Genomic DNA, 22,491 nt, shown 5'->3' with positions numbered 1-22,491 from the left:
ACTGGTAGACATCCAGTAAGTTGAGGCAGGCGACTCTGCTTCAATCAAAGGCTGGTGGAAGAAGTTTCAAACAACACGCTCACTGTCCCGGTATACTCACCCTTCAAATAACCATTGTCGGGCTTTATGGCACTAAACGTAATGGGAAGTTCATTGCCGCCTTTAGCATCTTCCGCGCTCATGACCTCCGTGGGCGTCAACTCCAACTTTTTACCCCCAACAGAGATGACAAGATCAATCCGCTGGTCGGTTTGTGGGTCTTGCAGCGCTGCTGTGTGCAGCAGGTGGGCCTGAATAGCACCGACATCACTCTGTGCCGAGAACTTTTCACTGACCGCCTTGAAGTCTTCGCGCTCCGGCTCATATTCAAGCGTCACGCCTTTCTCCAGCCAGTCCCCTACGGGTGCCACTGAAAAATCATTCCCGGGAATGACCGCCGTCACTGAAATATTCTGGCTGATCGGCTCAGGGGCGGACGCGACAGCGGCACCGGCAAACAATGCAAGGAACGGGACAGCCAATACATAGGATTTCACATCAAACTTCCTTTAACGGTTGCACATCAAATAGCGGACACCCTGGGGCACCCGAATGAAATTGCGAATCAGGGCGCCCCTGTTTCAAACATCAAGGTGGCTTGCGTAGTGTAAGTACCAGGCATGCGAGTCGACGACGATTCCGACATCGGATAGAACCTGAATTGAATGCTTTTTCCCTGAGCAGCTTCAGCAGCACTGACGATTTCAACCGGCGCCGTGCCCATTTTTTTGCGATTCAACATGATGTGGTATCGACGGGGCGCTACCGCACCGCCCACCCGCGTGAACCGATACTCCGAACGGTCTGTTTTCGCGTAAATCGGGCCGTAGGTGCTTTTTACAAACACTTCTTTTTCAATTTGCTTGAAGACGCCCCGGTCCGGGTCATATTCAGCCTGAAGTACGTCTTCCCACCAATTGCCAACGGATGCCACCTGAAATTCAGGTACCGACACGACAGCCTGGACACTGATATCCTGCGGTATTTCCTTCGCCCCGGCAGTGCCCGCCACGCCAAGGAGAGCGAAGGTGATTAAACAGCGTAACTTCATTGAACATTCCCCAAATGTGCCGGCATCTATAGAGCAATTACGACATGAGGGAACTGTACGAGCAGGACATCAATGCGTATGTAGGGGATTTCTGACTTACTGCATGCAATAAAAAACGCCCCGACAGGCGGGGCGTTTTTTATTGCAACGCGTAAACGTTAGTGTGAGACCGCCCCGCTGGCACCCAGGCCAGTCTGCGAACGCACGAACTGCGGGAAGAACAACGCGCGCTCATCCTCAGCCGCCTTGGACTTGTCGGTGACCGAGAAGAACCAGATGCTGACGAAGGCAATGGCCATCGAGAACAGCGCCGGGTACTCGTACGGGTAGATTGCCTTCTCGTGGCCGAGAATCTGTACCCAGATGGTCGGGCCAAGGATCATCAGCGTCACCGCACTCACCAGACCCAGCCAGCCGCCGATCATGGCGCCGCGGGTGGTCAGCTTCTTCCAGTACATCGAAAGCAGCAGTACCGGGAAGTTGCAGCTGGCCGCAATGGAGAACGCCAGGCCGACCATGAAGGCGATGTTCTGCTTCTCGAACAGAATCCCCAGGCCGATCGCCAGTACACCCAAGGCGACAGTGGTGATCTTCGATACGCGGATCTCGTCCCTGTCGTTGGCTTTGCCCTTGCGCCAGACGCTGGCGTAAAGGTCGTGGGACACCGCCGAGGCACCGGCCAGGGTCAGGCCAGCCACCACCGCCAGGATGGTGGCAAAGGCCACCGCCGAGATGAAGCCGAGGAACACACTGCCACCCACCGCATTGGCCAGGTGCACCGCGGCCATGTTGTTACCGCCCAGCAGAGCGCCTGCGGCGTCCTTGAATTCCGGGTTGGTGCTGACCAGCAGGATCGCGCCAAAGCCAATGATGAAGGTGAGGATGTAGAAGTAGCCGATGAAGCCGGTGGCGTACAGCACGCTCTTGCGCGCTTCCTTGGCGTCACTGACGGTGAAGAAGCGCATCAGGATGTGCGGCAGGCCAGCAGTACCGAACATCAGTGCCAGGCCCAGGGAGAATGCCGAGATCGGGTCCTTGACCAGGCCGCCGGGGCTCATGATCGCCTCGCCCTTGGCGTGTACCTTGATGGCTTCGGAGAACAGCGTGTTGAAGTCAAAGCCCACGTGTTTCATGACCATCAGCGCCATGAAACTGGCACCGGACAGCAGCAGCACAGCCTTGATGATCTGTACCCAGGTGGTGGCCAGCATGCCGCCGAACAGCACGTACAGGCACATCAGGATACCCACCAGAATCACCGCTACATGGTAGTCCAGGCCGAACAGCAACTCGATCAGCTTGCCGGCGCCGACCATCTGTGCGATCAGGTAGAACGCCACCACCACCAGCGAACCGGAAGCCGACAGGGTACGGATTTCCTTTTGCCCGAGGCGGTACGAGGCCACGTCGGCGAAGGTGTACTTGCCCAGGTTGCGCAAGCGTTCGGCAATCAGGAAAAGAATGATCGGCCAGCCAACCAGGAAGCCGATCGAGTAGATCAGGCCGTCGTAACCCGAGGTGAACACCAGCGCGGAAATACCCAGGAACGAGGCGGCCGACATGTAGTCGCCAGCAATCGCGAGGCCGTTCTGGAAGCCGGTGATCTTGCCGCCGGCGGCGTAGTAGTCCGATGCCGACTTGTTGCGTTTGGAGGCCCAGTAAGTGATGCCGAGGGTGAAGGCGACGAAGGCCACGAACATGGCGATGGCGGAAACGTTCAGCGGTTGTTTCTGCACCTCGCCGGTCAGGGCATCGGCGGCCCACACGGCGGGTGCGAAGGCTCCGCAGGCCAATACGGCCAGGGCTTTGACTTGGCGAATCATTGTTGCGCCTCCTTCAGGATTTCCTTGTTCAGCTCATCGAATTCGCCGTTGGCGCGGCGCACGTAGATGGCGGTCAGGACGAATGCCGAAACGATCAGGCCGACGCCCAGGGGAATGCCCCAGGTAATCGATGACTCAGGACTGAGCTTGGCGCCCAGCACATGAGGACCGTAGGCGATCAGGAGGATGAAGGCGCAGTACAGGCCGAGCATGATCGCCGAGAGAATCCAGGCGAACCGTTCGCGTTTGGTGACCAGCTCCTTGAAACGGGGGCTGTTTTGTATCGAGAGGTAAATGCTGTCGTTCATTGTTTTTGTCCTAGCAGCACAGATACGGGATGGAACCCACACCCTTACTTTATGCTGCCGATGGACGCCAACCAGACGACCTTAGTCTTAGATGCAACGGTGTTTTACCGATTGCGTAACAAAGTAATGACCCGTTCGCGGGTAAACCCGATCCTGTAGGAGCGGGCTTACCCGCGAAGAAACCCTATTGGCCCTGGAAGGTGATTACTTGCCAGTCCACTCCTTCACACGATCAGGGTGCTTGGCAACCCAGTCCTTGGCGGCCGCTTCAGGCTTGGCCCCTTCCTGGATCGCCAGCATCACCTCGCCAATCTCGTCCTTGGACTGCCAGTTGAACTTCTTCAGGAACTCCGCCACTTCCGGTGCCTTGGTGGCCAGTTCCTTGCTGCCGATGCTGTTCACGGTTTCTGCCGCGCCATATACGCCTTTCGGGTCTTCGAGGAACTTCAGCTTCCACTTGGCGAACATCCAGTGCGGAACCCAACCGGTCACCGCAATCGACTGCTGCTTGGCATAGGCACGGCCCAGTTCCGCAGTCATCGCCGCACCCGAGCTGGCCTGCAACTTGTAACTGGTCAGGCCATAGTCCTTGATTGCCTGGTCGGTCTTGAGCATCACACCGGAGCCTGCGTCAATGCCGACAATCCTGTCCTTGAAGCTGTTATCGGTCTTGAGGTCGGCGATGCTCACTGCCTTGACGTACTCGGGGACGATCAGGCCAATCTTGGCGTCCTTGAAGTTCGGGCCGTAGTCGACCACGTTGTCCTTGTTCTTGGCCCAGTACTCACCATGGGTCACCGGCAACCAGGCCGACAACATGGCATCGAGCTTGCCAGTTGCCACACCCTGCCACATGATCCCCGTGGCCACGGCCTGCAACTTCACGTCGTAGCCGAGTTTTTGCTTGATTACTTCGGCGGCCACGTTGGTGGTCGCCACGCTGTCGGCCCAACCATCCACGTAACCAATGCTTACTTCTTTGGCCATAGCCTGTGCAGTGCTCATGGCCATTACCAGGGCGGTGCCCACACCCAGGAAACGTCGCATTTTCTTCAAAGTTGCCATCAAAGCATCCCCTCGTCAGGTCTTGGAGATTGCATCATCTTCCTGCAACACAAGTCGACCTGATCCAGCTGCGACCTGCACCCGCCCCATATGCGACAGCACTATGCCATTAGCGCCATCGGCCTACCTCGGCCTGCGCGATCCTTGCATGCCAAAGGTTTGGCGCCGGGCTACTATCTAACCTTTTGTGCCAGACGATGGACCGCCACATGCCCAGTTGTAGCCGCTTGTTATTGCCGTTGTACCTGCTTGCCTGCCTGCTGGCCCTGCTCGGGCTGGGGGCGCTCTGGTACGGGCTGGGCAAGCCTGTGCACCTGCCCGATGCGGCCAGCCCTGCACACAAGCTGCAATGCGCTTCGTACACGCCGTTTGACAAAGACCAGTCGCCTTACGACCAGCCGTTTCGCCTGCGCCCAGCGCGGATGGACGCCGACCTGGCGTTACTGGCCGAGCGGTTTCAGTGCATCCGTACCTATTCCATGAGCGGTCTTGAGGCAATCCCGGCGCTGGCACGCAAGCATGGGCTGAAGGTGATGCTGGGCGCCTGGGTGAACGCCCACCCGGCCGACACCGAGAAGGAAATCAACCTGCTGATCGCTGCTGCCAACGCCAACCCGGACGTGGTCAGCGCGGTGATCGTCGGCAATGAGACACTGTTGCGCAAGGAGGTGACGGGTGCCCACCTGGCCAAATTGATCGCGCGGGTGAAGCGCCAGGTCAAGGTGCCAGTGACCTACGCCGATGTCTGGGAGTTCTGGCTGCAGCACCCGCAGGTGGCCTCGGCAGTGGACTTCCTGACCATTCATCTGCTGCCCTACTGGGAGGACGATCCGCGTGGCATCGACGATGCCTTGGCCCACGTTGCCGATGTGCGCCGGGTGTTCGGCACACGCTTCGCGCCCAAGGACATACTGATTGGCGAAACCGGCTGGCCCAGCGAAGGCCGCCAACGCGAAACGGCGGTGCCCAGCCGGGTCAATGAGGCGCGCTTCATCCGTGGCTTCGTGGCCATGGCCGAGCGCAATGGCTGGCAATACAACCTGATCGAAGCCTTCGATCAGCCCTGGAAACGCGCCAATGAGGGCGCGGTGGGTGGTTACTGGGGGCTATACGACGCGGACCGGCAGGACAAGGGTGTGCTCGAAGGGCCAGTGAGCAACCTGCATGACTGGCCGCAGTGGTTGCTGGCCAGCGCCGTGCTGACGGTGATCATGCTGGTGCTGGCCGGGCGCCCCGCTACACCGATGGCCGCCTTGCTGCTGCCACTGCTGGCAGCGTTTGGCGCCGCTTGCCTGGGCCTGTGGGGCGAGTTGATGCGCACCCATGCGCGCTTCGCCGGGGAATGGTTGTGGGCACTGATGCTGGCCGGGCTTAACCTGCTGGTACTGGCCCATGCGTTGTTGGCGCTGGCGCGGCGGGCCGGCTGGCGTGAACGCTTGTTCGCCTGGCTGCAGGTGCGAGCCGGCTGGCTGTTGCTGGCGGCGGGCTTCGCTGCGGCGGTGAGCATGCTGACAATGGTGTTCGACCCGCGCTACCGCAACTTCCCCAGCGCGGCGCTGGCGTTGCCGGCGCTGGTGTATGTGCTGTGGCCGGTGCGGGCGCGGCGGGCGGAGGTGGCGTTGCTGGCGTTCATCGTGGGCGCCGGGGTGGCGCCGCAGTTGTTCGTGGAAGGGCTGGAGAACCAGCAGGCCTGGGGCTGGGCGGTGGTGAGTGTGCTGATGACAGCGGCGTTGTGGCGAAGCTTACGGATGCGACAGGCTTGATACTGCATATCCCTCGAGCCCGGCGCGTACCTTGTGGGAGCAAGACAGTTGCTCCCACAAGGTACGCGCAGCTGCTTACAATGGGGGTTGCCTGACCAGGCGCAACCCCGCCAGTACCAGCGCAAACACCGCAATGCTGGCGGTGTACAGCACCAGCGCCGGCACTGCGAACACCAGTGCCAACACTGCCAGCCACCAGCCGGCACGCGCGGAAACGAACTGGGCCAGTAGCGCAAGGCCCAATCCGCCCCAGGCCATGACCTGATGGTGAATGCCCAACCCCAGCAGCGAACGCACCTCGCACTGCCAATAGGCGGTCGGCACTGCGCACAGCCCTACCCACTGGCCATCCTCCATCAGACCATAACGCACGCCATAACTGGCCGCGAGCCAACCCCCCAGGAACAGCAGCAACAGCGCCGTCGGCAGCGAACGAGACATCCTGTTCTCCAATAGCGGTAATCGAAAGCATCCATGATCGCTTATGCCCGTTTCTAAGGCAAAATCACACCCCGGCAGCTATGTTGCAGATAGCGAGTACGCCAAATGCCACCGCAGCGGGCAACTTTGCCCGCCTGGCTGTGGTCCTAGCCTGCACACTGCTCGACCTTGCGTTCTTTTGGGGGATTACATGCTTCGATCTTTGCGCCTCGCTGCCCTGCTCGGCAGCTTGCTCATGGCTGTGGCCGCTTCAGCGCGGGATATCGACGCTGCCAGCTATGGCTACCCTCTTACCAACCCGTTCGAGGCCACCATCGCCACAACGCCGCCGGACAAGCGCCCTGAGCTGCCCAGCGACGATGAAATCAATCAGTCCGACTACAGCCTGAACTTGCGCCCGGAACGTGAGTTCACGTTGCCCGACAACTTCTGGGCAGTGAAGAAGCTCAAGTACCGCCTGGCCCGCCAGGATCGCGAAGCACCGCTGATCTTCATCATCGCCGGCACCGGTGCGCCCTACAGCAGCAGCATCAATGAATACCTGAAAAAGCTGTTCTACCAGGCCGGCTTCCACGTGGTGCAACTGTCATCGCCCACCAGCTATGACTTCATGAGTGCAGCCTCGCGCTTTGCTACCCCCGGCATCAGCCAGGAAGACGCCGAAGACATGTACCGGGTGATGCAGGCCGTGCGCGCCCAGCATCCACGCCTGCCGGTCAGTGATTTCTACCTCACCGGTTACAGCCTGGGTGCGCTCGACGCCGCCTTTGTCAGCCACCTGGACGAAACCCGCCGCAGCTTCAACTTCAAGCGTGTACTGCTGCTCAACCCACCGGTCAACCTCTACACCTCGATCAACAACCTCGACAAGCTGGTGCAGACCCAGGTCAAGGGCATCGACCGCAGCACCACGTTCTACGAGCTGATGCTGGAAAAACTCACCCGTTACTTCCAGGACAAGGGCTACATCGACCTGAACGACGCCCTGCTGTACGACTTCCAGCAGTCGCGCCAGCACCTGTCCAACGAACAGATGGCCATGCTGATCGGCACTTCGTTCCGCTTCTCGGCAGCCGACATCGCCTTCACGTCCGACCTGATCAACCGCCGTGGCCTGATCATTCCGCCGAGGTTCCCGATCACCGAAGGCAGTAGCCTCACGCCGTTCTTCAAGCGCGCCCTGCAGTGCGACTTCGACTGCTACATGACCGAACAGGTGATTCCGATGTGGCGCGCCCGCACCGACGGCAACAGCATCCTGCAGTTGGTCAACCAGGTCAGCCTGTATGCCCTGGAAGACTACCTGCGCAGCAGTGACAAGATCGCCGTGATGCACAACGCCGACGACGTCATTCTCGGCCCGGGCGACATTGGCTTCCTGCGCAAGGTATTCGGTGAACGGCTGACCCTCTACCCCCATGGCGGCCATTGCGGCAACCTCAACTACCGCGTCAACAGTGACGCCATGCTGGAGTTCTTCCGTGGTTAACAAACTCCTCTTCGCCACTGCCCTGCTTGCCGCTGGCCACACCCTGGCCGCCGAAACCGCACCCCGAGCCAGTGTGGTCGAGGCCGACCCGCAGGTGATCGGCACCGCGCCACTGGTGCCCGAAGCCGATGGCTTCCTCGACCCGCTGCGTGAGCTGAAATTCAACCCGGGGCTGGACCAGCGCGAGTTCGAGCGCTCAACCCTGCAGGCGCTGAACGTGTACGACCCGCTGGAATCGATCAACCGGCGCATCTACCACTTCAACTACCGATTGGACCAATGGGTGCTGCTGCCGCTGGTGAGTGGCTATCAGTATGTAACCCCAAAGTTCGTGCGCACGGGGGTGAGCAACTTCTTCAACAACCTTGGCGATGTGCCGAACCTGTTCAACAGCGTGTTGCAGCTCAAAGCCAAGCGCTCGGCAGAAATCACCGCGCGACTGATGTTCAACACGATCATCGGCGTGGGTGGGCTGTGGGACCCGGCGACCAGCATGGGCCTGCCGCGCCAGAGCGAGGACTTTGGCCAGACCCTGGGCTTCTATGGCGTGCCGGATGGGCCGTACCTGATGCTGCCGGTGCTAGGCCCATCGAACCTGCGCGATACCACCGGGCTGGTGGTGGACTATGCGGGAGAGCAGGCGGTCAACTACCTGAACGTGGCCGAAGCCAGCACCGATCACCCGGAAATCTTCGCCCTGCGTGTGGTGGACAAGCGCTACACCACCAACTTCCGTTACGGCCAGCTGAATTCGCCGTTCGAGTATGAAAAGGTGCGGTATGTGTATACCCAGGCGCGCAAGTTGCAGATAGCCGAATAAGCCTGCCGCGGCCCTTTCGCGCCTTCACAGGTATTGCACAACCCCTTGTAGGAGCGGGTTCACCCGCGAAAGGGCCCGCACAGGCACCATCAAATCCCCAGGAATTCGCAAAGCTCGCGCTTCTTGGCAAGGGCATCGCGCCGCCCCAGCTCGATCAGTTCACTGCAATAGCTGGCCTCGAACAGCAAATAGCTCAACACCCCCGCCCCGCTGGTGCGCGTCGCCCCAGGCCCCCGTAAGAACAGGCGTAACGCCGCCGGCAACTCGCGGCGGTGCCGAGCGGCAATCTCATCCAGCGGCTGGCTGGGCGCCACTACCAGCACGTCGATCGGTGCCAGCCCCAGGCGCCGGGCATCCAGGTGCGCCGGCAACAGCCCGCTCAAGTGGTTGAGGCGCTGCAGCAGTTCGATATCGTCTTCCAGGCTGTCAATGAACGTACTGTTGAGCATGTGCCCGCCGATCTGCGCCAGGCTCGGCTGCTGCCCGCTGAACACACGCTGGGGCGGTACAGGTGGCGCTGGCCGCTGCGGGTTTCCGCTCACCCCGACCACCAGCACCCGGCTGGCGCCCAGGTGCAAGGCCGGGCTGATCGGCGCCGACTGGCGCACTGCACCGTCGCCGTAATACTCGCCGCCCAGTTGCACCGGGGCGAACAGCAGCGGGATCGCCGCACTGGCCAGCAAGTGGTCGATGGTCAACGGTGCGGGTACGCCGATACGCCGGTGGCGCAGCCAGGCCTCGATGGTGCCGCGGCCCTGGTAGAAGGTCACTGCCTGGCCAGACTCGTAGCCAAAGGCGGTCACCGCCACGGCGCGCAGTTGCTCGGCGGCCAAGGCGTGGCCGATACCATCCAGGTTCAGGTGCGTTTGCAGCAGGCTGCGCAACGGGCTGCTGTCGAGCAACGCCACGGGGGCCTGGCCACCCAGCCCAAGCAGGTTGTGGCCGACGAAACGGCTGGCCTGGCGCACCACCCCGGGCCAGTCGCTGCGGATGACCAGATGGCTGCGGAAATTCTGCCAGAAGGCAGTGAGCCGCTGCACGGCGTCGCTGAAGTGCACCGCACCACTGGCCAGAGTGACAGCGTTGATGGCCCCGGCGGAGGTGCCGACGATGACCGGAAAAGGGTTGTGCGCGCCGGCGGGCAGCAACTCGGCGATGCCCGCCAGCACACCGACCTGGTAGGCGGCGCGGGCGCCGCCGCCAGACAGGATGAGACCGGTTACCGGGGGTGGTGCCATGGCGTCCTTCCTGGAGTTGATGTGTTTTCAGCGCTTCTTCTTGTCATACAGCCGCGGCGCCCCTTCGGGCCGCGACTTGAACCGCCGGTGCGCCCACAGGTATTGCTCGGGGCACTCGCGCAACACACGTTCAACCCACTGGTTGATGCGCAGGCAGTCGGCTTCCTCGCTCTCGCCGGGGAAATCCGCCAGCGGCGGGTGGATGACCAGCCGATAGCCGCTGCCATCCTCCAGGCGCTTCTGGGTGAACGGAATCACCTGCGCCTTGCCCAGCCGGGCAAACTTGGTGGTAGCGGTCACCGTCGCTGCGGGGATGCCAAACAACGGTACGAAGATGCTCTGCTTGGCGCCGTAGTCCTGGTCCGGTGCGTACCAGATCGCCCGGCCCGAACGCAGCAGTTTGAGCATGCCGCGCACGTCCTCGCGCTCCACCGCCAGCGAATCGAGGTTGTGACGCTCGCGGCCACTGCGCTGGATGAAGTCGAACAGTGCATTGCCGTGTTCGCGGTACATGCCGTCGATGGTGTGCTGCTGGCCGAGCAGCGCGGCGCCGATTTCCAGGGTAGTGAAGTGCACCGCCATGAGGATTGCGCCCTGCCCCGCCTGCTGGGCGGCCTGCAGGTGCTCAAGGCCCTCGATATGGGCCAGGCGCGCCAGCCTGGCCTTGGGCCACCACCAGCTCATGGCCATTTCGAAGAAGGCGATGCCGGTGGAGGCGAAGTTGGCCTTGAGCAAACGTTGCCGTTCGTCGACCGACAGCTCCGGGAAGCAAAGCTCCAGGTTGCGCGCGGCGATGCGCCGACGTTCACCGGCAAAGCGATACATGACGGCGCCCAGCGCGGCACCGATCTTCAGCAGCACCCGGTACGGCAACTGGACCACCAGCCACAACAGGCCCAGGCCCAGCCACAGGCCCCAGAACTTGGGGTGAAGGAAATAGGGACGAAAACGCGGGCGGTCCATTGATGCATCCGGAAAGACAAAGGCCGCGCATTCTACAACGGATCAGCGCATGTTGCGGGCAACCGGTGTTCTCGTTATAAGTCAGGGCACTTTTTTCGCAACAAGCCGTCTATGCAGACCATGAGCCCAAACCACACACCCGACACCGCCTCCGTGTTCCAGCTCAAGGGCAGCATGCTCGCCATTACGGTACTGGAACTGGCGCGCAATGACCTTGAAGCCCTCGACCGCCAGTTGGCGGCCAAAGTCGCCCAGGCCCCGAACTTCTTCAGCAATACACCGCTGGTACTGGCGCTGGACAAGCTGCCGGCCGACGAAGGGGCGATCGACCTGCCCGGCTTGATGCGGATCTGCCGACACCACGGCCTGCGTACCCTGGCCATCCGCGCCAACCGCATCGAGGACATCGCCGCCGCCATCGCCATCGACCTGCCGGTGCTGCCGCCCTCCGGGGCCCGCGAGCGGCCGCTGGAGCCCGAGCCCGAGGTGATCAAAAAGCCCGAACCGGCCCCGGCGCCACCACCGCCCCCCGAACCCGAAATACGCCCGACCCGCATCATTACTTCACCAGTACGCGGTGGCCAACAGATCTATGCTCAGGGCGGTGATCTGGTTGTGACTGCTTCGGTCAGCCCAGGTGCGGAACTTCTGGCCGATGGCAACATCCATGTGTACGGTGCCATGCGCGGCCGCGCCCTGGCTGGCATCAAAGGCAACACCAAGGCGCGTATCTTCTGCCAGCAGATGACCGCCGAAATGGTCTCGATCGCCGGCCAGTACAAAGTCTGCGAAGACCTGCGCCGGGATCCACTGTGGGGGACCAGCGTGCAAGTCAGCCTGTCTGGTGACGTGTTGAACATCACCCGTCTTTAACGGATACTTGCCAGCATTTTTAGAGCAACTTTTTTACCGTTGCCTTTATTTAGCTATTTTCAGTTTTTTGCAGGGACAAGTGTCCCGACTATTTTTAGGGGTGAAACACCTTGGCCAAGATTCTCGTGGTTACTTCCGGCAAGGGGGGTGTGGGCAAGACCACTACCAGCGCCGCCATTGGTACCGGCCTCGCACTGCGCGGCCACAAGACCGTCATTGTCGACTTCGACGTGGGCCTGCGTAACCTCGACCTGATCATGGGCTGCGAACGCCGCGTGGTGTACGACTTCGTCAACGTTGTCAACGGCGAAGCCAACCTGCAACAGGCCCTGATCAAGGACAAGCGCCTCGAGAACCTGTACGTGCTGGCCGCCAGCCAGACCCGTGACAAGGACGCACTGACCCAGGAAGGCGTGGAAAAGGTACTGATGGACCTGAAGAAGGACTTCGAGTACGTCATCTGCGACTCGCCGGCCGGTATCGAAAAAGGTGCTCACCTGGCCATGTACTTCGCTGACGAAGCCATCGTGGTGACCAACCCGGAAGTTTCGTCGGTACGTGACTCCGACCGCATGCTGGGCATTCTGTCGAGCAAGTCGCGCCGCTCCGAAAACGGTGAAGAGCCGATCAAGGAGCATCTGCTGATCACCCGCTACCACCCGGAGCGCGTCGTCAAAGGCGAAATGCTGAGCGTGGCCGACGTGGAAGAAATCCTGTCGATCAAGCTCAAGGGTGTGATCCCGGAATCGCAGGCCGTCCTCAAGGCGTCCAACCAGGGTATCCCGGTCATTCTCGATGACCAGAGCGATGCCGGCCAGGCCTACAGTGATGCGGTCGACCGCCTGCTGGGCAAAGAGAAGCCGATGCGCTTCATCGATGTACAGAAGAAGGGATTCTTCGAGCGCATTTTCGGGAGCAAATAAAACATGAACCTTTTTGACTTCTTTCGTGGCAGACAGAAACAGACCAGCGCGTCGGTAGCGAAAGAGCGTCTACAGATCATCGTGGCGCACGAGCGCGGCCAACGCAGCGAACCGGACTACCTGCCCGCGCTGCAGAAAGAACTGCTGGAAGTAATCCGCAAATATGTGAACATCGGCAACGATGATGTGCATATCGAGCTGGAAAACCAGGGCAGCTGCTCGATTCTGGAGCTGAACATCACCCTGCCGGATCGCTGATCCGCGTAGTCGACAATTTGGGGCTGCCTTGCAGCCCTTCGCGGGCAAGCCCGCTCCTACAGGGGAACGCATATCCTTTGTAGGAGCGGGCTTGCCTGCGAAGGGCCGCAAAGCGGCCCCAGCGTTTACTGCTATTTTCGTGAGACCTGCAATGCCGCTGTCGAATGTCCAGATCCTCTTCGAAGACACCGCCATCCTGGTGATCAACAAACCGACCCTGCTGCTGTCGGTACCTGGCCGTGCCGAGGACAACAAGGACTGCCTGATCACCCGCCTGCAGGAAAACGGCTACCCCGATGCGCTGATCGTGCACCGTCTGGACTGGGAAACCTCCGGCATCATCCTGCTGGCCCGCGATGCCGATAGCCACCGCGAGCTATCGCGCCAGTTCCACGACCGTGAAACCGAAAAAGCCTACACCGCACTGTGCTGGGGCCAGCCGGCGCTGGACAGCGGCAGCATCGACCTGCCACTGCGCTACGACCCACCGACCAAACCACGGCATGTGGTGGACCACGAGCAGGGTAAGCACGCCCTGACCTTCTGGCGTATCGTCGAGCGCTGCGGCGATCACTGTCGGGTGGAGCTGACGCCGATTACCGGGCGTTCGCACCAGCTGCGCGTGCACATGCTGTCGATCGGGCACCCGCTGCTGGGTGATCGCCTGTACGCCAACCCGCAAGCCCTCGCGGCCCATGAGCGGCTGTGCCTGCATGCCTCGATGCTGAGCTTTACCCACCCGGTGTCCGGGCAGCGGTTGAAGTTCGAGTGCCCGGCACCGTTCTGATTCCGCAGGGCCTGAACCGGCGTCTTCGCGGCTAAAGCCGCTCCTACAAGGTCCGCACTGCGCTCAGAGGCTGTGCAATACCTGTGGTAGCGGGGGTTAGCCGCGAAGATGCAGACACAAATTGTCGACATTCTGCGTTAAACTCGCGCCACTGCTGTCTGGAGTGAGCTATGCGCGACGCACTGAATACCGGCCTCATCGAATTTCTCAAGGCCTCCCCCACGCCCTTCCATGCCACCGCCAGCCTGGTCCAGCGCCTTGAGGCGGCCGGCTACAAGCGCCTGGACGAGCGCGACAGTTGGGACCCCGAGACTGGCGGCCGCTACTACGTCACCCGCAACGATTCTTCAATCATCGCCATCAAACTGGGCAAGCAGTCGCCGCTGCTCAATGGCATCCGCATGGTCGGCGCCCACACTGACAGCCCGTGCCTGCGGGTCAAGCCTCAGCCCGAGCTGCAGCGCCAGGGCTTCCTGCAACTGGGCGTGGAAGTGTATGGCGGCGCGTTGCTGGCCCCCTGGTTCGACCGCGACCTGTCGCTGGCCGGCCGCGTCACCTACCGCCGTGACGGCAAGGTCGAAAGCCAGCTGATCGACTTCAAGCTGCCAATCGCGATCATCCCCAACCTGGCGATCCACCTGAACCGCACCGCCAACGAAGGCTGGGCGATCAATCCGCAGAACGAACTACCCCCCATCCTCGCCCAAGTGGCCGGTGACGAACGCATCGACTTCCGCGCCCTGCTCACCGAGCAACTGGCCCGCGAGCACGAGTTGATCGCCGACGTGGTGCTGGACTACGAGCTGAGCTTCTATGACACGCAGGACGCCGCGCTGATCGGTCTGAATGGCGACTTCATCGCCGGCGCCCGCCTGGACAACCTGCTGTCGTGCTACGCCGGTTTGCAGGCCCTGCTGGCCGCCGACAGCGACGAAACCTGTGTGCTGGTGTGCAACGACCACGAAGAAGTCGGCAGTTGCTCGGCCTGTGGTGCCGATGGTCCGATGCTGGAGCAGACCCTGCAGCGCCTGCTGCCCGATGGCGACACCTATGTGCGCACCCTCCAGCGTTCGCTGATGGTATCGGCCGACAACGCCCACGGCGTGCACCCCAACTACGCCGACAAGCATGACGGCAACCACGGCCCGAAGCTCAACGCCGGGCCCGTGATCAAAGTGAACAACAACCAGCGTTACGCCACCAACAGCGAGACTGCCGGGTTCTTCCGCCACTTGTGCATGGCCGAGGAAGTACCGGTGCAGAGCTTTGTGGTGCGCAGCGACATGGGCTGTGGCTCGACCATCGGGCCGATCACCGCCAGCCACCTGGGTGTGCGCACGGTAGATATCGGTTTGCCGACATTTGCCATGCACTCCATTCGCGAGCTGTGCGGCAGCCATGACTTGGCGCACCTGGTGAAGGTACTGACCGCGTTCTACCGTAGCCGCGAACTGCCTTGATGTAAGCAGGCCCGGCCTATTCGCGGCGGTTCGACGCGAATAGGCCGGTCCCGCTTAAGCGTGCTCAAGGTCAATCACGCCTCGCTTGCCAAGCGCTATGCTTGTTACATGGCCCCACTGCAAAAGGATTGCTGTCCATGTCCCCGTTCCTGTCACTGTTCGTCCCGGTGTTCCTGTTCCTGATGCTGCTGACCATCGGCTTCAGCATGCGCGAACGCAACATCGGTGTACTGATGATGTGGGTCGGCACCTTGGGTATTTTCGGCCTCACCTGCTGGAAGATCCTCGAGAAACTGCCGACATAAACCTCTACACTCGGTCAATCGTTTGACCTGAGGTAGATTTTCCAGTGCCTGCCCTCCCGCGTTACCTGTTCCTGTTGCTCTTGCTTTTCATTGCCCCGGTACAAGCGGCGGGCTTGCCTGGCCTGCTGGGCGGCAGTGCGCCCGCGCAACCAGAGGCCACCGAGCCGCTGGGCAAGTCGCTGGACGAGGTGATCAAGAACCTCGAAAACGACCAGCAACGGGCCAAGCTGCTGGCCGACCTGAAAAAACTGCGCGACGCCACCCGGCAATCGCAACCCAGCGTTGAACAGGGCGTACTCGGCCTGATCGGCGGTGCCCTGCATGACTTTGAAAAGCAGTTCAGCGGCGATGCCAGTCCATTCCACCGCTGGGCCGCGGAAATCGAACAGGCCCAGGCCGAACTGGCGGAACTGGTGGTGCCCGTGCACCAGTGGCCGGCGATCCTGTTCGGTTTTGCTGCAGTGATTGCCGTGTGGAGTGTGCTGGCCTATGCCTTCAACTGGGTCGGCCATCGGGTCCGCCTGCGCTTTGGCCTGAGCGAGGAACTGCCACAGCACCCGCGGACCTGGGACCTGGTGCGCTTTGCCTTGCGCAAGCTCGGCCCCTGGCTGGTAGCGCTGGTGTTCACGGTGTACCTGAGTTTCGTGCTGCCGCCATCACTGGGCAAATCCCTGGCCATGGTGCTGGCCTACGCACTGGTGGTCGGTACGTGCTTTTCGGCCATTTGCGTCATCGCCTTTTCCTTGCTGGACGGCCCACACCGCCACCGCGCCCTGCACATCCTGCGGCGCCAGGCGTTTCGCCCGTTGTGGCTGATTGGCAGCTTCGCCGCGTTTGGCGAGGCGATGAGCGATCCGCGCATGCTGGTTGCCCTCGGCACCCACCTGGCCCACGCCCTGGCAACCTTGGCCAATGTGATTGCGGCACTGTGTACCGGGCTGTTCATCCTGCGCTTCCGCCGGCCGATCGCCCATCTGATCCGCAACCAGCCACTGTCGCGACGCCTGACCCGACGTACCCTCAGCGATACCATCGAGATCCTCGGCAGCTTCTGGTTCATTCCGGCGCTGATACTGGTGGCCATTTCTCTGTTCGCCACCTTCGTCTCCGCCGGCGACACGAGCACCGCCCTGCGCCAGTCGCTGATGTGCACGGTGCTGGTGGTGGTGTGCATGGTGCTCAACGGCCTGGTGCGCCGCCATGCCGCCAACCCCAAGCGGGCCAGCAAGCGCCAGGCGGTGTACACCGAGCGCTTGCGCAACTTCGGCTACCTGCTGGTGCACCTGTTCATCTGGCTGGTGTTCATCGAGTTGGGCCTGCGCGTGTGGGGCGTGTCGATGATCAGCTTCGCCGAGGGCGACGGCCATGACATCAGCCTTCGCCTGCTGGGCCTGGCCGGCACGCTGATCGTGGCCTGGCTGGTGTGGATCCTTGCCGACACCGCCGTACACCATGCCCTGGTGCGCTCGCGCCGGGGGCTGGCCAACGCCCGTGCGCAAACCATGATGCCGTTGATCCGCAACGTGATGTTCGTGGTCATCTTCATCATCGCGGTCATCGTCGCCCTGGCCAACATGGGCATGAATGTCACCCCGCTGCTGGCCGGTGCCGGTGTGATCGGCCTGGCCATCGGTTTTGGCGCACAGTCGCTGGTGGCCGACCTGATCACCGGCCTGTTCATCATCATCGAAGATTCGCTGGCCATCGACGATTACGTGGATGTCGGCGGCCACCTGGGCACGGTGGAAGGGTTGACCATTCGTACCGTGCGCCTGCGCGACATCGACGGCATTGTGCATACCATCCCGTTCAGCGAAATCAAGAGCATCAAGAACTACTCGCGGGAGTTCGGCTACGCGATCTTCCGCGTGGCAATCCCGCACAGCATGAACATCGACCAGGCGATCTCGCTGGTTCGCGAAGTGGGGCAGAAGCTGCGCAATGACCCGCTGATGCGCCGCAATATCTGGTCGCCGCTGGAGCTACAGGGGGTGGAGAGCTTCGAGTCAGGGTCGGCGATCTTGCGGGCGCGGTTCAAGACCGCGCCGATCAAGCAGTGGGAGGTGTCGCGAGCGTTCAACCTGGCCTTGAAGCGGCAGCTGGATGAAGCCGGGCTGGACCTGGCGACGCCGCGGTTGTCGGTGCAGGTGGTGACAGCCGGTGGGGGTGGGATGACAGAGGCCGGCTCGTAGGAGCGGGTTTACCCGCGAAGAAGGCAACACCTCATCCAGCCTGGGCACGAATGCGGATCGCATCATGCCGCCAATACTCGAGGTCACAGTCGATCAAGTGCCCATGCTGGTCGCTGTTGACCCGGGTAATGTGCAACCCCGGGCTGCCCGCCGACACTTTCAAGGCGCTTGCCGCCTCCACCGGCAACGCTGTCGGCAGGATCTCGAAGCACACCTGCCCGTACTCGATGCCATACACCCGCCCATAAATCTCGGTCAGTGACTGCGCCAGGTCGTGTTCGAGAATGCCTGAAAAGTACCGGGGGTTGAGGTAATGCTCGGCATACAGCACCGCCCGCCCGTCAATCCGCCGTAACCGGCAGACGCGCACCACGCTGGACAACGCCGGCAGCTGCAAGCGTGCGCAGATGGCCGCCGAAGCCGGCTGCAGCCTCGCCGACAGCAGTTCGGTACTGGCCACCCGCCCCTGATCGCGCACCATGGCATGGAAATGGCTGCGCTCGATCAGGTCGTAGGTCAAGCGCTGCGGTGCAACGAACCAGCCTCGGCGCTCTTCACGGTAGATCAAGCCTTGGGCCTCCAGCTGCACCAACGCCTCACGCAGGGTAATGCGCGTGGTGTCGAACACCTCACTGAGCCGCCGCTCGGCCGGCAGCTTGCCGCCAGGCGCCAGCAGGCCATGCTCGATCTGCTCCTGCAGGGCATGGCAGATGGCTGTTACCGCACGCGGGGGCGTCGACTGCATCGAAAGGTTACCTATCTGGACTAGTCCAGCCCCATCACAGGGCAGTTTGAGAATAGTGCAAGCCTAGGCAGGGCTGATGAACATCCTGTGACAAAGCTTGGGCCAGGCACTGCCAGAAACGCGCCAAGCCAGCAGAACCGGGGCGATTACCTGGTCTACGCTGTAGCTTCAGGGCCCTTGCCGGCCCCCTCCCTACATCAAACTGTCACGCAAGCAGCCTACCTTGGCTCAAGGTTTGCTGACCTAGACCAAAGGTGCCAGTCAAAGGCTTGCAACGGCTTTACCCAGAACAACGATCGCAAAGGCACCCACCCAAAGGAGCTTCGGATGAAAAAGTTCTTCATGGCGTCACTGCTTGGTTCGGCCATCGCGTTGTGCACCACGGCCATGGCCGCCGGCACTGACCTCAAGGCCCTGGAAGACGCCGCCCGCAAGGAAGGCACTGTCAACAGCGTGGGCATGCCCGACGCCTGGGCCAACTGGAAAGGCACCTGGGAAGACCTGGCCAGCAAGTACGGCCTCAAGCACAGCGACACCGACATGAGCTCGGCCCAGGAACTGGCCAAGTTCGAAGCCGAGAAGGACAACGCCAGCGCCGACATCGGTGACGTGGGTGCCGCCTTCGGCCCGATCGCGGTGACCAAGGGCGTCAGCCAGCCTTACAAGCCAAGCACCTGGGACCAGGTGCCGGAATGGGCCAAGGACAAGGACGGCCACTGGGCGCTGGCCTATACCGGCACCATCGCTTTCATCATCAACAAGGACCTGGTCAAGGAAGGCGACCGCCCGAAAACCTGGCATGACCTGGAAAAAGGCAAGTACAAGGTCGCCATCGGTGACGTCGGCACCGCCGCCCAGGCCGCCAACGGTGTGCTGGCTGCGGCCATCGCCTACAAAGGTGACGAAACCAACGTGGCGCCGGGCCTGCAGCTGTTCACCAAGCTGGCGCAGCAGAAGCGCCTGTCACTGGCCAACCCGACCATCCAGACCCTGGAAAAGGGCGAAGTGGAAGTTGGCGTGGTGTGGGACTTCAACGGCCTGAGCTACCGTGAACAGATCGACCCAAAACGTTTTGAAGTGCTGATCCCCTCGGATGGTTCGGTGATTTCCGGCTATACCACGGTCATCAACAAGTACGCCAAGCACCCCAACGCGGCCAAGCTGACGCGTGAATACATCTTCAGCGACGCCGGGCAGATCAACCTGGCCAAGGGCCATGCGCGGCCGATCCGGGCCGAGCACCTGAAGCTGCCGGCGGATGTGCAGGCCAAGCTGCTGCCCAACGACCAGTACGGTGCCGCCCAGCCGATCAAGAATGCCGAAGCCTGGGAAGCCACCTCGAAGAAACTGCCGCAGATGTGGCAGGAGCAGGTGATCATCGAGATGGAATAAGGGTCTGGGCTTTGTAGCGCCTGATCCGGCCCTTTCGCGGGTAAACCCGCTCCTACACAGGGATACGCGATACATGTAGGAGCGGGTTACCCGCGAAGATGCCAACGCGGTTCATGACTGGAGAAAACATGCAACACAACGTCATCCTGGTCCTGCTCGACGGCCTCAACTATCAGGTCGCTCACCATGCGATGGGCCACCTGCACGCCTACGTCGAGGCCGACCGTGCCGCTCTGTACCGCGTGGAATGCGAGCTGCCATCGCTGTCGCGGCCGCTGTACGAATGCATCCTCACCGGCGTGCCACCGATCGACAGCGGTATCGTGCACAACAACATCAACCGCCTGTCCAACCAACGCAGCGTGTTTCACTACGCCCGCGAGGCCAACCTGGGCACCGCGGCGGCGGCATATCACTGGATGAGCGAGCTGTACAACCGCTCGCCCTTCGATCCGCAGCGCGACCGCCACACCCACGCGCCGAAGCTGCCGATACAGCACGGGCTGTTCTACTGGGACGACCGTTACCCCGATTCGCACCTTCTGGCCGATGGCGAGTACCTGCGCCGCCGCCACGCGCCCAACTTCCTGCTGGTGCATCCGATGAGCGTTGACGACGTGGGTCACCGCCACGGCCTGGACAGCAGCCAGTATCGCAACGCTGCGCGCAGCGTTGACATCCTGCTGGCCGACTACCTGCCTGGCTGGCTCGAAGAGGGATATCAGGTTTTGGTCACCGCCGACCACGGCATGAACAACGACCGCTCGCACAACGGCCTGCTGGCTGAAGAACGTGAAGTACCGCTGTTCGTCTTCGGCGACGCCTTCAGCCTGGACCCAGCCGCCAAACCGCTGCAAACCGAACTGTGCGGCACCATCTGCGAGCTGCTGGGCGCCGCGCACGACAAGACGGTTTGCCGGGAGCTGCTGAAGTGAATGGCGGCATGCGTGGCCGCTACCTGGCCCTGCTCTGCCTGCTGCCGTTCGCCGTGTTCTTCGTCATCTTCCAGGTCGCCCCGCTGGCCTGGGTGGCGATCAACAGCCTGCAATCGGAGGCCGGCTGGGGCATCGACAACTTCAGCAAGGTGTTCGCCTCGAAGTTCTACCGACAGGCGTTGCAACGCAGCCTGGAAATCAGCTTCTGGTCGAGCGTATTCGGCATCGTCATCGCAACCCTCGGCGCCTATTCACTGCGCCAGGTGGACTCGAAGCTGCGCGACTTCGTCAGCGCCTTCGCCAACATGACCAGCAACTTCGCCGGCGTACCGCTGGCCTTTGCCTTCATCATCCTGCTTGGCTTCAACGGCGCGCTGACCCTGCTGCTGAAGCAGGTCGGCCTGCTGGAAGACTTCAGTATCTATTCCAAAAGCGGCTTGATCCTGGTGTACACCTACTTCCAGATCCCGCTGGGTGTATTGCTACTGTACCCCGCCTTCGACGCCCTGCGCGAAGACTGGCGCGAGTCAGCCGCGCTGCTGGGCGCCAACCACTGGCAGTACTGGCGACACATCGGCCTGCCGGTGCTGGCCCCGGCACTGCTGGGCACCTTCGTCATCCTGCTGGCCAACGCCCTGGGCGCCTACGCCACCGTGTACGCACTGACCACCGGCAACTTCAACGTACTGCCGATCCGCATCGCCGGCCTGGTGGCGGGCGACATCAGCCTCGATCCGAACCTGGCCAGCGCCCTGGCGATGGTGCTGGTGGGGCTGATGACGCTGGTCACGGTGGTACATCAATGGCTGCTGAAAAGGAGCTACCATGCGCGCTGATATCCGTTCCGGCGGCTGGTACCACCGCCTCGTGGTCTACCTGCTGTTCCTGATCCTGCTGCTGCCCCTGGCCGGCACCCTCCTCTACTCGCTGGCCACCAGCTGGTCGGCGAGCCTGCTGCCCAGTGGCCTGACCCTGAAGTGGTATGCGGCGCTGTGGAGCGAGCCGCGCTTCCTCGCGGCCTTCGGCCAGTCGCTGCTGGTGTGCGTAGGCGCTCTGCTGCTGTCGGTGGTGCTGATCTTGCCACTGCTGTTCGTGGTGCATTACCACTTCCCGCGGCTCGACGCGCTGATGAACATCCTCATCCTGCTGCCTTTCGCGGTCCCGCCGGTGGTCTCGTCGGTCGGGCTGCTGCAGCTGTATGGCAGCGGGCCGATGGCCATGGTCGGCACACCGTGGATCCTGATCGGCTGCTACTTCACCATCGCCCTGCCGTTCATGTACCGGGCCATCACCAACAACCTGCAGGCCATCAACCTGCGCGACCTGATGGACGCCGCGCAGCTGCTCGGCGCCAGCACCTGGCAGGCCGCACTGCTGGTGGTGCTGCCGAACCTGCGCCAGGGCCTGATGGTGGCAGTGCTGCTGTCGTTCTCGTTCCTTTTCGGCGAATTCGTGTTTGCCAACCTGCTGGTGGGCACCCGCTACGAGACCCTGCAGGTGTACCTGAACAACATGCGCAACAGCAGCGGCCACTTCAACAGCGCGCTGGTCATCTCCTACTTCGCCTTCGTGCTGGTACTGACCTGGGTCGCCAACCGCCTGAACAAGGACAAGACCTGAC

Annotated in this window: 23 protein-coding genes; 14 read left to right on the top strand and 9 right to left on the bottom strand. The window is 61.9% G+C overall.

Annotation, left to right across the window (positions count from 1 at the left end):
• Positions 1-44: 44 nt before the first annotated feature.
• From ACF8FG_RS03685 to ACF8FG_RS03665, 5 genes are all read right to left on the bottom strand, one after another.
• Positions 45-536, bottom strand: coding sequence for a CS1 type fimbrial major subunit (locus tag ACF8FG_RS03685; RefSeq protein ID WP_019437318.1), 492 nt, complete (start codon positions 534-536; stop codon positions 45-47).
• Between the two features lie 68 nt (positions 537-604).
• Positions 605-1,090 carry a hypothetical protein gene (locus tag ACF8FG_RS03680; RefSeq protein ID WP_019437317.1) on the bottom strand — a complete coding sequence of 162 codons (486 nt, stop codon included), beginning with the start codon at positions 1,088-1,090 and terminating at the stop codon, positions 605-607.
• Between the two features lie 158 nt (positions 1,091-1,248).
• A complete protein-coding gene (locus ACF8FG_RS03675; RefSeq protein ID WP_318077793.1) occupies positions 1,249-2,913 on the bottom strand; it encodes a cation acetate symporter in 1,665 nt (554 codons plus the stop codon).
• Positions 2,910-3,221, bottom strand: a complete 312-nt coding sequence (locus ACF8FG_RS03670; protein WP_010952786.1) for a DUF485 domain-containing protein — start codon at positions 3,219-3,221, stop codon at positions 2,910-2,912. Before ACF8FG_RS03670 ends, ACF8FG_RS03675 begins: the two co-directional genes overlap by 4 nt.
• Positions 3,222-3,425: 204 nt before the next feature.
• The gene (locus ACF8FG_RS03665; protein WP_014592048.1) at positions 3,426-4,286 is read right to left on the bottom strand and encodes a glycine betaine ABC transporter substrate-binding protein; all 861 of its coding nucleotides are present in this window, start codon (positions 4,284-4,286) and stop codon (positions 3,426-3,428) included.
• 197 nt (positions 4,287-4,483) lie between these two features.
• Between ACF8FG_RS03665 and ACF8FG_RS03660 the strand changes: the two genes are divergently transcribed.
• Complete coding sequence (locus ACF8FG_RS03660; protein WP_019437026.1) at positions 4,484-6,049, top strand: beta-1,6-glucan synthase; 1,566 nt, start codon at positions 4,484-4,486, stop codon at positions 6,047-6,049.
• A gap of 75 nt (positions 6,050-6,124) precedes the next feature.
• Here the strand turns inward: ACF8FG_RS03660 and ACF8FG_RS03655 are convergent, their stop codons facing one another.
• Positions 6,125-6,490 carry a hypothetical protein gene (locus ACF8FG_RS03655; protein ID WP_014592050.1) on the bottom strand — a complete coding sequence of 122 codons (366 nt, stop codon included), beginning with the start codon at positions 6,488-6,490 and terminating at the stop codon, positions 6,125-6,127.
• A 190-nt stretch (positions 6,491-6,680) separates the two neighbouring features.
• Here ACF8FG_RS03655 and ACF8FG_RS03650 point away from each other — a divergent pair, with 190 nt between their 5' ends.
• Together ACF8FG_RS03650 and ACF8FG_RS03645 are read left to right on the top strand one after the other, a co-directional pair.
• Positions 6,681-7,979 carry a serine protein kinase PrkA gene (locus ACF8FG_RS03650; protein WP_014592051.1) on the top strand — a complete coding sequence of 433 codons (1,299 nt, stop codon included), beginning with the start codon at positions 6,681-6,683 and terminating at the stop codon, positions 7,977-7,979.
• 73 nt (positions 7,980-8,052) lie between these two features.
• Positions 8,053-8,799: a VacJ family lipoprotein gene (locus ACF8FG_RS03645; RefSeq protein WP_049870156.1), complete on the top strand. Its 747-nt coding sequence runs from the start codon at positions 8,053-8,055 to the stop codon at positions 8,797-8,799.
• 89 nt (positions 8,800-8,888) lie between these two features.
• On the opposite strand, the gene ACF8FG_RS03640 is transcribed toward ACF8FG_RS03645, so the two are convergent.
• The gene (locus ACF8FG_RS03640; protein ID WP_014592053.1) at positions 8,889-10,037 is read right to left on the bottom strand and encodes a patatin-like phospholipase family protein; all 1,149 of its coding nucleotides are present in this window, start codon (positions 10,035-10,037) and stop codon (positions 8,889-8,891) included.
• A 27-nt stretch (positions 10,038-10,064) separates the two neighbouring features.
• Complete coding sequence (locus tag ACF8FG_RS03635; RefSeq protein ID WP_014592054.1) at positions 10,065-11,000, bottom strand: lipid A biosynthesis lauroyl acyltransferase; 936 nt, start codon at positions 10,998-11,000, stop codon at positions 10,065-10,067.
• A gap of 111 nt (positions 11,001-11,111) precedes the next feature.
• Here ACF8FG_RS03635 and minC point away from each other — a divergent pair, with 111 nt between their 5' ends.
• The 7 genes from minC (at position 11,112) to ACF8FG_RS03600 (ending at position 17,798) form a co-directional block, all read left to right on the top strand.
• Positions 11,112-11,873 carry a septum site-determining protein MinC gene (gene minC, locus ACF8FG_RS03630; protein WP_014592055.1) on the top strand — a complete coding sequence of 254 codons (762 nt, stop codon included), beginning with the start codon at positions 11,112-11,114 and terminating at the stop codon, positions 11,871-11,873.
• 110 nt (positions 11,874-11,983) lie between these two features.
• Entirely contained in the window at positions 11,984-12,796 is an 813-nt protein-coding gene (gene minD, locus ACF8FG_RS03625; protein ID WP_003252574.1) for a septum site-determining protein MinD, read from the top strand.
• Positions 12,797-12,799: 3 nt separating this feature from the next.
• The gene (gene minE / locus ACF8FG_RS03620) at positions 12,800-13,054 is read left to right on the top strand and encodes a cell division topological specificity factor MinE (protein WP_003252572.1); all 255 of its coding nucleotides are present in this window, start codon (positions 12,800-12,802) and stop codon (positions 13,052-13,054) included.
• Between the two features lie 151 nt (positions 13,055-13,205).
• On the top strand, positions 13,206-13,841 hold the full coding sequence (locus tag ACF8FG_RS03615) for an RluA family pseudouridine synthase (protein WP_119713366.1): 636 nt from the start codon (positions 13,206-13,208) through the stop codon (positions 13,839-13,841).
• A 170-nt stretch (positions 13,842-14,011) separates the two neighbouring features.
• Positions 14,012-15,301 carry a M18 family aminopeptidase gene (locus ACF8FG_RS03610; RefSeq protein WP_012053413.1) on the top strand — a complete coding sequence of 430 codons (1,290 nt, stop codon included), beginning with the start codon at positions 14,012-14,014 and terminating at the stop codon, positions 15,299-15,301.
• A gap of 137 nt (positions 15,302-15,438) precedes the next feature.
• Complete coding sequence (locus ACF8FG_RS03605) at positions 15,439-15,606, top strand: hypothetical protein (protein ID WP_003252566.1); 168 nt, start codon at positions 15,439-15,441, stop codon at positions 15,604-15,606.
• Positions 15,607-15,650: 44 nt separating this feature from the next.
• Positions 15,651-17,798 carry a mechanosensitive ion channel domain-containing protein gene (locus ACF8FG_RS03600; protein ID WP_110159852.1) on the top strand — a complete coding sequence of 716 codons (2,148 nt, stop codon included), beginning with the start codon at positions 15,651-15,653 and terminating at the stop codon, positions 17,796-17,798.
• A 31-nt stretch (positions 17,799-17,829) separates the two neighbouring features.
• Here the strand turns inward: ACF8FG_RS03600 and ACF8FG_RS03595 are convergent, their stop codons facing one another.
• Positions 17,830-18,543 (bottom strand): UTRA domain-containing protein, encoded by a 714-nt coding sequence (locus ACF8FG_RS03595; RefSeq protein WP_318077799.1) that lies wholly within the window; start codon positions 18,541-18,543, stop codon positions 17,830-17,832.
• A gap of 327 nt (positions 18,544-18,870) precedes the next feature.
• Here ACF8FG_RS03595 and ACF8FG_RS03590 point away from each other — a divergent pair, with 327 nt between their 5' ends.
• The 4 genes from ACF8FG_RS03590 (at position 18,871) to ACF8FG_RS03575 (ending at position 22,490) form a co-directional block, all read left to right on the top strand.
• On the top strand, positions 18,871-19,935 hold the full coding sequence (locus ACF8FG_RS03590) for an ABC transporter substrate-binding protein (RefSeq protein WP_003252561.1): 1,065 nt from the start codon (positions 18,871-18,873) through the stop codon (positions 19,933-19,935).
• Positions 19,936-20,063: 128 nt separating this feature from the next.
• Complete coding sequence (locus ACF8FG_RS03585; protein WP_003252558.1) at positions 20,064-20,870, top strand: alkaline phosphatase family protein; 807 nt, start codon at positions 20,064-20,066, stop codon at positions 20,868-20,870.
• 8 nt (positions 20,871-20,878) lie between these two features.
• Entirely contained in the window at positions 20,879-21,706 is an 828-nt protein-coding gene (locus tag ACF8FG_RS03580) for an ABC transporter permease subunit (RefSeq protein ID WP_177410809.1), read from the top strand.
• A complete protein-coding gene (locus ACF8FG_RS03575) occupies positions 21,696-22,490 on the top strand; it encodes an ABC transporter permease (protein ID WP_003252553.1) in 795 nt (264 codons plus the stop codon). Before ACF8FG_RS03580 ends, ACF8FG_RS03575 begins: the two co-directional genes overlap by 11 nt.
• Position 22,491: the final 1 nt, after the last annotated feature.

This window comes from Pseudomonas sp. YQ_6, assembly GCF_043103245.1.
GTDB classification, from domain to species: Bacteria; Pseudomonadota; Gammaproteobacteria; order Pseudomonadales; family Pseudomonadaceae; genus Aquipseudomonas; species Aquipseudomonas alloputida.
The sequence above is the reverse complement of the archived record's forward strand: the minus strand, read 5'-3'. Positions and strand labels throughout refer to the sequence as shown.